Origin of the sequence: Halobellus rarus (assembly GCF_024494595.1) — an archaeon.
GTDB lineage: Archaea > Halobacteriota > Halobacteria > Halobacteriales > Haloferacaceae > Haloquadratum > Haloquadratum rarum.
The window spans coordinates 1-10,777 of record NZ_JANHDI010000003.1 but is presented as its reverse complement, the minus strand read 5'-3'; the positions used below and the strand labels follow the sequence as shown (position 1 = coordinate 10,777).

The 10,777-nt window shown below is 67.7% G+C and carries 10 protein-coding genes and 1 pseudogene; 3 read left to right on the top strand and 8 right to left on the bottom strand.

The genetic code is table 11. The features are described 5' to 3' along the window. Together NO876_RS05140 and tbsP are read right to left on the bottom strand one after the other, a co-directional pair. A pseudogene (locus NO876_RS05140) lies at positions 1 to 319 on the bottom strand (serine hydroxymethyltransferase); the annotation flags it as partial. Between the two features lie 113 nt (positions 320 to 432). Continuing rightward, positions 433 to 1,254: a transcriptional regulator TbsP gene (tbsP, locus tag NO876_RS05135; protein WP_256420611.1), complete on the bottom strand. Its 822-nt coding sequence runs from the start codon at positions 1,252 to 1,254 to the stop codon at positions 433 to 435. 136 nt (positions 1,255 to 1,390) lie between these two features. Here tbsP and NO876_RS05130 point away from each other — a divergent pair, with 136 nt between their 5' ends. Further along, positions 1,391 to 3,085 carry a YcaO-like family protein gene (locus NO876_RS05130; RefSeq protein ID WP_256420610.1) on the top strand — a complete coding sequence of 565 codons (1,695 nt, stop codon included), beginning with the start codon at positions 1,391 to 1,393 and terminating at the stop codon, positions 3,083 to 3,085. Positions 3,086 to 3,241: 156 nt separating this feature from the next. Here NO876_RS05130 and NO876_RS05125 read toward each other — a convergent pair whose 3' ends face one another. From NO876_RS05125 to NO876_RS05115, 3 genes are all read right to left on the bottom strand, one after another. Beyond that, positions 3,242 to 4,381 carry a DUF63 family protein gene (locus NO876_RS05125; RefSeq protein ID WP_256420609.1) on the bottom strand — a complete coding sequence of 380 codons (1,140 nt, stop codon included), beginning with the start codon at positions 4,379 to 4,381 and terminating at the stop codon, positions 3,242 to 3,244. Between the two features lie 79 nt (positions 4,382 to 4,460). Further along, entirely contained in the window at positions 4,461 to 4,910 is a 450-nt protein-coding gene (locus NO876_RS05120; RefSeq protein WP_256420608.1) for an Lrp/AsnC family transcriptional regulator, read from the bottom strand. Positions 4,911 to 4,983: 73 nt separating this feature from the next. Then, positions 4,984 to 5,790: an inositol monophosphatase family protein gene (locus NO876_RS05115; RefSeq protein ID WP_305882862.1), complete on the bottom strand. Its 807-nt coding sequence runs from the start codon at positions 5,788 to 5,790 to the stop codon at positions 4,984 to 4,986. Between the two features lie 207 nt (positions 5,791 to 5,997). Here NO876_RS05115 and NO876_RS05110 point away from each other — a divergent pair, with 207 nt between their 5' ends. Beyond that, a complete protein-coding gene (locus NO876_RS05110) occupies positions 5,998 to 6,279 on the top strand; it encodes a hypothetical protein (RefSeq protein ID WP_256420607.1) in 282 nt (93 codons plus the stop codon). A gap of 104 nt (positions 6,280 to 6,383) precedes the next feature. Here the strand turns inward: NO876_RS05110 and NO876_RS05105 are convergent, their stop codons facing one another. From NO876_RS05105 to NO876_RS05095, 3 genes are all read right to left on the bottom strand, one after another. Beyond that, a complete protein-coding gene (locus NO876_RS05105; protein WP_256420606.1) occupies positions 6,384 to 7,331 on the bottom strand; it encodes a biotin--[acetyl-CoA-carboxylase] ligase in 948 nt (315 codons plus the stop codon). 25 nt (positions 7,332 to 7,356) lie between these two features. Then, positions 7,357 to 9,198, bottom strand: a complete 1,842-nt coding sequence (locus tag NO876_RS05100) for an acetyl-CoA carboxylase biotin carboxylase subunit (protein ID WP_256420605.1) — start codon at positions 9,196 to 9,198, stop codon at positions 7,357 to 7,359. Positions 9,199 to 9,273: 75 nt separating this feature from the next. Continuing rightward, entirely contained in the window at positions 9,274 to 9,516 is a 243-nt protein-coding gene (locus NO876_RS05095; protein ID WP_256420604.1) for an amphi-Trp domain-containing protein, read from the bottom strand. Between the two features lie 185 nt (positions 9,517 to 9,701). On the opposite strand from NO876_RS05095, the gene asd reads away from it, so the two are divergent. After that, the gene (gene asd, locus NO876_RS05090; protein ID WP_256420603.1) at positions 9,702 to 10,736 is read left to right on the top strand and encodes an aspartate-semialdehyde dehydrogenase; all 1,035 of its coding nucleotides are present in this window, start codon (positions 9,702 to 9,704) and stop codon (positions 10,734 to 10,736) included. The last annotated feature ends 41 nt before the right edge of the window (positions 10,737 to 10,777 follow it).

Below are 10,777 nucleotides of genomic sequence, written 5' to 3'. Positions count from 1 at the left end.
TCGCGAGGTAGACGCCCATGTTCGCCTGCGAACCCGAGTGCGGCTGGACGTTCACGTGGTCGGCCCCCCACAGTTCTTCGGCCCGCTCGATCGCCAACTCCTCGACCTCGTCGGCGTACGCACACCCCGCGTAGTACCGCTCACCCGGATACCCCTCCGCGTACTTGTTCGTCAGCGCGCTTCCCTGCGCTTCGAGGACGGCCTCGCTCGCGTGGTTCTCGCTCGCGATCATCGCCAGCGTGTTCTGCTGTCGCTCCACTTCGCCGGAGAGCGCGTCTGCGACGGCGGGATCGACGTCGCGGACGTGGCTGTAGTCCATACGTGATACGGCGCTCGTCCGTCCAATAAGTGTGTCCACTTCGGATCCGATGAACCGGGAGAGCCGTCACAAACAGACACTGAGAACGCAGTGCGCGGCAGCGTCCGGAGGGTTCACTGGAGGATGTCTCGTGCGATGGTCGCGAGTTGGGCCGCGTCCGCGTCGAGGAGTCGGTCGTCACCGAGTCGCAGCCGAAGCCGCGGCCGGCCGACGTCGATCGGGACCTTCTCCGTTTCGATCAGTCCGACGTCCTCCAGTTCCGTCTTCGTCCGCGAGAACGTCGCCTTGCTGGCGATCCCGACGTCTTCTCCCCACTTCGAGATGTCGTACAGGAGCACGTCGTTCTTCGCGGCGACGAGCAGACTGACTGTCACTTCGTCGAGAATCGAGCCGTCGTCTGGGATGGCCTGGAGCGATTCGAGGACCGTATCGAAGTCGGCTCGCATCTCCGGTCCGAAATCGGACTCCAGCGATTCGCGAACCGCCGAGATGGACGGCGTCCGAAGTGTGAACGGCTCGGACGCCTCGAACGAGGCCCGGTACGTGTCGTTCGCGCTCCGAAGGAACGCCTCGTCGTCGGTGGTCAGGCCGGCGACGCGGTCGCCGGCAGTGACGACGGCGATGACGGCCGATTCGGTCACGACAAGCGTGTTTTCGAACCGCTCGTCGGTCACGCGGAGATCGAGTACGCCGTCGTCGACGAGCGCCGCCGCGTTGCTCGCGACGAGAAAATCGTCGAGAGCGTCTTTCAGGAGCGGTTCATCGCTGAGTACCCTGACGTTCGGTATCGAGTCGGCGTCGACGCCGAGTTGGACGAGCGCCTCGAGCACGTCTCGGGTCGGGCCGACCACGTAGGCGGTGTCCGAGACCGACCGGAGGGCGGAGGCGACGACGTCCTCGACGGTGGCACCGAGGACGTTTGTACTGGAGGACATCCGTTGAATCATCCCCGAGTAGATATTTAATTTTAACGCAGTGGAGACTGTATATACTCGCCCTGTCCGGAAGATGACGAACGCTTCGGCGGTGGAGACCCGCCGATTTTTCCCCTTCAGGGTCGACCACGGACCTGTGACATACGATATCGAACTCGTCGGAAGCGGTCCGGCGGCGACGGCCGCGACCGCCGCCTTCGACGACATCGACGCGCGCGTCGTCTCCGACGCCGACGATCCGGCGTTGACACTCGCGGTCGTTCCGGCCGGCAGCGACGCTGCGGGGGCCTTCGACCGCTACGAGCGACTCGTGACCGTCGAGATCGGCGGCGTCGGCGGCCACGTGGTGCAGCGCCTCGACGCGTCGGTCTCCGTGTTCGGTTCGGGCGGTGCCGGATTCGCGGACCTGCGAACGCGGGTCGCTGCGAGCACCGGGTCCGACGGATCGCCGGCGGGCGACCGGAGCGCCGTCAGACTCGCCGGAGCGATCGCCGGGCGACGGGCGGTCGCCCTGCTCGCCGGCGACGACACTGTCGCCGGGACCGTCGTCGACGTCGTCGGGACCGACGTGGCCGGGACGCATCGGATCCTCCCGGTCCCCGATCCGGATTCGCGCGATCGAACGGTGCGACGCGATCACCGCGAGGTGGACGTCGACGACTCGCTGGCGCGGGCGGAGCGTGCGCTCGACGAGCGGACCGGCATCGTCGCACAGGTAGGCGAACGAGAGTCGTTTCCGATTCCGTACTATCTCGCCCAGACGGCCGACACCACCGGATTCAGCGACGTTCGAGCCGCCGAGTTCGCCGCCGGCGTCGATCCCGACTGGGACGTCGCGTTTATGAAGGCGCTCGGCGAGGCGCTCGAACGGTACTGCGCCGGCGTCTATCGCCGCTCGGAGTTCACGGTCGCACCGGAGCGGACGCGGTCGTCTCCGGTCTCCCCGTCGCAGTTCGTGCGACCCGACGGGTGGGACGCAGTCGACGCCGAGACGCCGCTCCCGTGGGTCGAGGGCGTCGACCCCCGAACCGACGAGACGGTGGCGCTCCCGGCGGAGTTCGTCCACTACCCACCGCCGACGGAGCGACACAAACCGGCGATCACGACGGGGCTGGGGCTCGGGAACTCCGGTACAGAGGCGTTGCTCTCGGGGCTCTACGAAGTCGTCGAGCGGGACGCGACGATGCTCGCGTGGTACTCCTCGTTCGAGCCGCTGGAGCTCTCGGTTTCGGACCCCACGTACGGGGAACTCCGAAAGCGAGCGCACGCGGAGGACCTGTCGGTGACGGCGCTTCTGGTCACACAGGACGTCGACGTCCCGGTCGTCGCCGCGGCGGTCCACCGCGACGGCGAGTGGCCGCGGTTCGCCGTCGGGTCCGGCGCGTCGCTCGACCCGGTCGACGCTTCGCGGTCGGCGCTCGCGGAGGCGCTCCAGAACTGGATGGAGCTGCGGTCGATGGGGAGCGAGCGGGCCGCCGCCGAAGACGGCGCGATCGGCGAGTACGCCGACTTCCCCGAGGTCGCGCGCGAGTTCGTCGACGTCGACGCGAGCGTCCCCGCCGAGAGCGTCGGTCCCACAGACGTCCCGGCGGGCGAGGCGGAACTCGACGCGGCGATCGAACGGGTCGCGGAGGCCGGCCTCGACGCCTACGCCGCGCGGACGACGACGGCCGACGTCGCCTCGCTCGGGTTCGAGGCCGTTCGCGTGCTGATCCCCGAAGCGCAGCCGCTCTTCCAGGGCGAACCGTTCTTCGGCGAGCGCGCGCGAACGGTTCCAGAGGAGTTGGGGTTCGAGGCGGACCTCGATCGGGCGTACCACCCGTTCCCGTGACGGGGACGGTGGCGCGGTCGTCCGGTGAGGTGCTGACAGCCGGCACGCTTCGACCCACGCGACGGCGTGCCGGACTCCCGCGAGTCGCCGCGCGGTCACTCTCAGGTGATGCGTGCCCTGGCCGCGTTCCGGTATAAGAAGTCTCGGTGCGGATTTTCAGACGCCGAACGTCGCGCGGAGCATATCGCGCGTCCCGGGACCGAGGCCGACGGCGAGCACGGCGACGAGGAGAAGCATCGTGTACCGGGGACTCTCCTCGAAGATCTCGTCTTCGAACACCCAGAGCACGAACGTCGCCGCGAGGAGTTTCACGAGCAGGAACGGCCAGGTGTCGCCCGTGACCGCCAGGATCGACGCCGGCAGCAGCGACCCGGTGACGTCGACGACGAACTCGTTGACGGGGTGCTTCGGGATCAGGTTCGGCCCGGCCCCGAGCGCGGGCATCCAGTCGAGGCCGACGACGTTGGCGACGCCGTCGACCGCGTGGCCCCAGAGGACGACGAAGCCGATCCACCGGGTGCCCTCGTTCACCGCGGGCGCGAACCGCTCGATGAGCCACCACGAGATGCCCGCGGCCAGCGTGGCACCGACGAGGACGACCCCGAGGACCTGCGGGTAGAACTCGACGCCCTCGGCCCCGGTGATCACGAGCCAGAAGAGATACGCGAGCGTGACGAGCAGGACCGTCCACCCGATTCCGAACAGGGGGCGATCGTACCGGTCGACGACGTCCGCCCGGGCGGCCCAGACGGCCGCGACGACGGCCACCAGGGTGATCGCGAAGACCGTGAAGTAGATGATCGGGCTGATGAACAGCGTGTTGAGGGGGTAGCTGATGAGCGCCTCCGCGGCGGGGACGGCGTCGTTCGCGTCCTCGACGACTCGGAGCGCGCCGCCGAAGAAGACGAACGGGACCAGCGCGTAGAAGAACTCTCGGTCCGTTCCCAGATCGAGTCGTCGCAGCAGGAAGACGACTCCGATGAGCGCGACGAGCAGGGTGATCATATAGCCGACCTCCGAGACGAGCGTGTAGCCCGGGTACGCGACCGGTTCCGCGGCGTTCGTACACGCCCCCGAATCGTACAGGTACTCGACCGTACTCCCGGGTCGGACCGCACAGACCGCGGAGTTGGCGTCCGCCTGGACGGGGCCCCAGAAGTAGTGCCAGATGAACCCATCGTAGACGGTTTCCGGGAAGACCAGCGCCCCGGCGACGAGTGCGACGATCGCGCTCAGCACCCCGCCGGCCCAGAGCCGTTCGGGAGCGACGCCGACGCGTTCGGCGACTGTTGACATAGCGGAAAGACTGCGGTCGGTGGTGTTGAGGATTCCGGTCTCGGGCGCGATCGACGTCCGTCGCCCTCCTAAACGACTCTCAGATCGGGAGCGACCGCGCTTCGAGGTCACTCGCGAGGATGACCATCGTCTGAGACCGCGAGAACCCCTCGATCCGGGAGATCTCGTCGAACATCAACTCGCGGAGGCCGTCGGTGTCCTCGGCGTAGAGCCGAAGTACGACGTCCCATTCACCGGTCGTGAGGTGGATCTCCTGAACGCCCTCGATCTCGCGGAGGCGTTCGAGCGCGTCGGTCTCTCGCCCCTGTTCGATCCGGAGGCCGACGAGCGCGGACGTCCCGAGGCCGACAGCGCGCGGGTCGATCTTCGCGTGGTAGCCCTCGATGACGCCCTCCTCGTCCATCCGACCGACCCGATCGTGAACGGTCGCGCTGGACATATCGATCCGTCGCGCGATCTCGCTGAACGGCGCCCGCGCTTCGGACTGGAGGATCCGAAGGATCGCCCGGTCCGTCTCGTCGAGTTCCATAGTCCCAGATAGCGAGCGAGCGACTTGCTGTTTGTGGCACCTGTCAGTTGGACGGTGCTCTCGGTCCGGTCAGTTAGTCACTGGTCTCGTTCCCATCGTCGATCTCGCGGGCGGCCGCCAGAAGGGTGTCGTGCACGCGGCCGTTCGACGCGACGAGGCCGACCGAGTCGTGCCGCCACCGCTCGCCCGAGAGGTCGGTGACCGTCCCGCCCGCGGCGCGGATCATCGCGACCCCGGCGACAGTGTCCCAGGGATGTGCCCGCAGATTCGTCACGACGCCGTCGAGCGATCCGTCGGCGACGGCCGCGAGTTCGGCCTGAGCGCACCCCATCCGGCGGAGATCGCCGAAGCGCTCCGCGAGGGCCTGACAGGCACGGCCGTACTGGTCCCTCGCGTCGAAGTCCCACCACATCGTCGGCGCGACGACACAGGCCTCGGGATCCGCCTCCGTCGAGACGGTCACGCGTTCGCCGCTTCGATGGGCCTCGTCGCCGTCGGTCCAGTAGACGTCGCCGAGCGCGGGGAAGTCCGTCGCGGCCGCGACGGGGTCGCCGTCACGGACGGCGGCGACGGCGGTCCCCCACACGCGGATTCCGCGCACGTAGTTGTTCGTGCCGTCGATCGGGTCGATGACCCACGCGGGGCCAGCCTCGGGGATCTCCTTCAACTCGTCTTCCTCTTCGCCGACGACGGCGTCGTTCGGACGTCGCTCCCGGATGACGTCGACGACCGCCGCCTGCGCGTCGCGATCGGCCTGCGTCACGACGTCGACCTTACCGGTCTTGCGTTCGACGTCGACGTCCGTTCGAAACCGCTCCGCTGCGACCGCCGCGCCCGCCTCAGCGGCCCGTCGGGCGAGCGCCGCTCGGTCTTCGTCCATACGTGAGATCCGATTCGGCGGTCCCTAAACTCCGGGGATCCCGAACGCCCCGATACCGAGGTCGAACACGGTGTTCACGATCAGGAGGATGAGGAGCGCGGAGAGCCACGCTCCGACTAAGTGCACCGTCGACGGGCCACAGCCGAGATAATTAACTCGATTTCGAGTCGGAGTACACTTTAGTGCTCGTACTGCGTTGATGTAGGTATGCGCCCGTCTGATGCGGCACGACAACTCCAGTACGCGGTCGCCTCGCAAACGGACACCTACGACTACGAGATCAGCCACTGGGAGGCTAACGCCTACGAGGACGTCTTCGCAGACGTCTCCGAGCGCGGAAGCCTCTCGGACGTGATGGACGTCGTCGACGAACTCGGCGCGCGCTTCGTCGACGGTACCCGCCCCTCCCCCGAGGAGGCCCGAGAGATCGCAGACGGCGTCCTCACCGCCGGTGGTCGTCCCCTGGCGGACGGCGGCGACGGGAACTGATCGACTGTCCAACTGGGCGACCGCGGGCCTTTCTGCAGTAGCGTTTCTTCGACTCGGAGTGACCACGCCGGCCGCAGACGTTCTTCATTCGGCCGCAGGTGTTCCTACGCCGGCCGCAGGTGTTCGCAGTCGCCGGCGTGGACGACGCGCTCGTCGCCGTCGTCGGTTCGAACGACGAGGCTGCCCGGGAACCGGACGTCGACGGCCTCGCCCTCGACGACGCCGCCGGGCGTGTCGATCCGGACGCGTCGACCGAGCGTCGCGGCGTGCTCGCGCCAGGCGTCGAGTATCCCTTCGACGTCGGCGTCCGCGCTCGTGAGTTCGTAGAACGTTTCGAGGACGCGCTGGAGGAACGCGCGGCGATCGACGTCGCCGACCGCCGCGCGGAGACTCGTCGCGTCCGGCGGGAGCGCGTCGGCGTCGATGTTCGCGTTCACCCCGGGCCCGACGACGAGCCAGGAGACGCGGTCGGCCTCGCCCTCCATCTCGGTCAGGATCCCGCACAACTTCCGCTCCGCGCCGTCCTCACCCGTGAGAAGGATATCGTTCGGCCACTTTATCCGGGCGTCGACGCCAACTTCCCGGCTCGCGCGGGCGACCGCCACGGCCGCGGCCAGCGTGTACAGCGGAATCTCCGCGGGGGGTCGCGGGGGGCGAAGGAGCAAACTCGCCCAGATTCCGCCCGACGGAGCGGTCCACTCGCGCGCTAAACGCCCGCGCCCGCCGGTCTGTTCGTCGGCGACGACGACGACGTTCTCGTCCCCCTCGGCGGCGAGTTCGCGGGCGCGGTCGTTCGTGCTCGCGATCCGGTCGTGGTACTCGATTTCGTAGGGAGCCCCGAGTCCGAACTCGATCGCCGCCGCGCCGTACTCGGGGACGGAGACGACCCGATAGCCGTCGCCGTCGCTCTCGATGTCGAATCCCGCCTCGCGGAGCGCCTCGACCTGCTTCCAGACCGCCGCCCGCGACACGCCGAGCCGTTCCGCGAGTTCCGGTCCGGGGGCCGGGCCGTCCGCGAGCGCGGCCAGCAGTTCGCGTCGCGTCTCGTTCATCGGTTCTCTGTCCCCCTCTCCGTGCTCATTCCAGCACGACGAGCACGTCGTCCATGTCCACGCTGTCGCCCTCCTCGATGAGGACCTGCGTGACGGTGCCGCCGCGCTCGGTGACGACGTCGTTCTCCATCTTCATCGCCTCGAGGACGCAGACCACGTCGCCGGCGGCGACCTCCTCTCCTTCTTCGACGCCGACCGAGAGGATCGTCCCCTGCATCTCCGCAGACACCCGCTCCCCGTCGCCCTCGACGACGACTTCGGCGTCGTCGCCGGTGGCCTCGTCGGGTCGCGAACGCGTCGCTCCGCCGCCGCGCCCGGCGGTCGAACCGCCGTTCCCGACGGCGTCGAGGTCCGGCACGGGCGGCGCTCCCCGCTCTTCGAGGTTGACCTCGAACCGCTTGCCGTTGACCTCGACGGTGAACTCGCGCTCTGTCATATCGCCGTCGCCCCCGTCGTTACCGTCTCCGTCGTTGCTCCCTGCCGACGCGTCGGCCGACCCCCACTTTTCGACCGCTCGATCGATCCTCGTCCGGTCGAGTTCCTCGTCGAGGTACTTCGTGGAGTGTTCGCCCGCGCGGAACGCCTCGTCGGTCAGCATCAACCGGTGGAACGGAACGATCGTCGCGAGCCCCTCGATCTCGAACTCCGAGAGGGCCCGCTCCGAGCGGGCGAGACACTCCGTGCGATCCCCGGCGGCGACGATCAGCTTCGCGATCATCGAGTCGTAGTCGCCGCCGATCTCGTCGCCCTGTCGGACCGCGTCGTCGACGCGGACGCCGATGCCCCCCGGCGGGTCGTACGTCTCCAACGTCCCGGTCGCGGGCGCGAACTCGTCGGCGGCGTTCTCGGCGTTGATGCGGTACTCGATCGCGTGGCCGTCGATCTCGACGTCGTCCTGCGAAAAGTCCAGCTCCTCGCCGGCGGCGACCCGCAGCTGCCACTTCACGACGTCGATGCCGGTGACCTCCTCGGTGACGGTGTGCTCGACCTGGATCCGGGTGTTGACCTCCATGAAGTAGAATTCCCCATCTTCGACGAGGAACTCGACCGTCCCGGCGTTGGTGTAGTCGGCCTCGCTGACGCCGCGGCGGGCCGCCTCGCCGATCCGCTCTCGGAGGTCTGCGTCGAGCGCCGGCGAGGGCGCCTCCTCGATGACCTTCTGGTGGCGGCGCTGCAGCGAGCAGTCGCGCTCCCCGAGGTGCCGCACGTTCCCGTGCTCGTCCGCCAGGATCTGCACCTCGACGTGTCTCGGCGCTTCGAGGTACTTCTCCACGTACACCGAGGCGTTGTCGAAGTACGCCTCGCCCTCGCGCTGGGCCGTCTCCAACTGGGATTCGACCTCGTCTTCGGAACGGACGACCTTCAGGCCGCGACCGCCGCCGCCGCCCTCCGCCTTGATCGCGACCGGGTAGCCGTACTCGGCGGCGATCTCCTTCACCTCGGCGGCCGACTCGACCGGTTCGGTCGTTCCCGGAACCACCGGCACGTCCGCCTCCTGCATCAGCGAGCGCGCTTTCGTCTTCTCTCCGAGGCGCTCCATCGCGTCCGCGGAGGGGCCGATCCACGTGAGTTCGCTCATCTCGACTTTCCGGGCGAACTCCGCGTTCTCGGCCAGGAACCCGTAGCCCGGATGGACGGCGTCGGCGCCGGCCTTCCGACCCGCCTCGATGACGGCCTCGTGGTCGAGATACGAGTCGGCCGCGCGTGCGGGCCCGACGTTGTACGCCTCGTCGGCGAAGCGGACGTGACCCGCGTGCTTGTCTGCGTCGCTGTAGATGGCGACGGTCCGAACGCCCAGGTCGCGGCACGCCCGCATCACCCGGAGGGCGATCTCTCCGCGGTTGGCGACGAGAACCTTGTTGAACATTTGCCGATACGTTCTGAAACGCGCCACCTCTATCTGTCGGTTCCGCACGAAGGGGTGTTCGACGATCGTCGAGTACTACTCCGTCCAGCGGATCTCGTACTCCAGTTCGTACCGCTCTTCGCCCGTCTCAGAATCCGTGAGCCGTTCGAGTTCGATCTCGAACAGCGCGGTTTCGGGAACCGTGACGTCCTGGGCGTCTGCCGCGCTCTCCAAGCGAACGTCACCCCTCTCGATCTGTTCCGCGGCGGCGACGAGCGCTTCCGCGATCGCGGTTCGCGATCTCGAATCCTCGGTCTTGAAAAGCACTTCTTCGGGCATCACTCTCACAATCCCGCGCCAATGTAATATTATCTCGGTAGCTTTTCACATCCTGACAAACGTCAATCCCACTGAAACTGACCGAACATCAACTTCTGACGGCGGCGTCCCGATGTCGCTGAACGTTCGTGAAATACGCCGCGAATCCAAACCGCCTTATGTGTGTGTCTCGCACGCTCTCGATAATGTCAGTACGTGTCGGCATCCTCGGCGCAACGGGCGCGGTGGGACAGCGATTCATCCAACTCCTCGAAGACCACCCGACCTTCGAACTCGCGGCGCTCACCGCCTCCGAATCGAGCGCGGGCAAGTCGTACAGGGAAGCGGCGAAGTGGCGCGTGAACACCCCGATTCCGGACGACGTCGCCGAGATGACCGTCGGCGCGACGACGCCGGCGGACGTCCCCGACGACGTCGATCTGCTCTTCTCGTCGCTTCCCTCGGGCGTCGCCGCCGACGTCGAACCCGACTTCCTGGAGGCGGGCTACGTCGTCTCCTCGAACTCCTCGAACGACCGGATGGCACCGGACGTGCCGCTGACGATTCCGGAGATCAACCCCGGACACCTCGACCTGATCGAGGTCCAGCGCGAGCAGCGCGGCTGGGACGGCGCGCTGGTGAAGAACCCGAACTGCTCGACGATCACGATGGTCCCGACGCTCGCGGCCTTGGATCAGTTCGGTCTCGAAGCGGTGCAGGTCTCGACGCTGCAGGCCGTCTCGGGCGCGGGCTACTCCGGCGTCACCTCGATGGAGATCATCGACAACGCCATCCCGCACATCAACGGCGAGGACGACAAGATGGAGACGGAGTCTCGAAAGCTCCTCGGCGCGTTCGACGGCGCGGCACTGGAACTTCACGGAATGGACGTTTCGGCCTCGTGTAACCGGATCCCGACCCTGGACGGCCACTTGGAGAACGTCTTCGCGGAGACGGCCGAGGACGTCTCGACAGAGGAAGCGGCCGCGGCGATGCGCGAGTATCCGAGCGCCGACCTCCACTCCTCGCCCGATCCGCTCATCCACGTCTTCGACGATTTCGACCGGCCGCAGCCCCGACTCGATCGCGAGCGGGGAGACGGGATGCAGATCTCCGCCGGCGGCCTGCAGGAGACAACGAACGGCGTGCAGTACAACTGCCTCGCGCACAACACCATCCGCGGTGCGGCCGGCGCGTCGGTGCTCAACGGCGAACTGCTCGTCGAAGAGGGCTGGGTCTAAACACCTACCTTTTTCCAGCGGTGGGTTTCCTCGCTCACTGC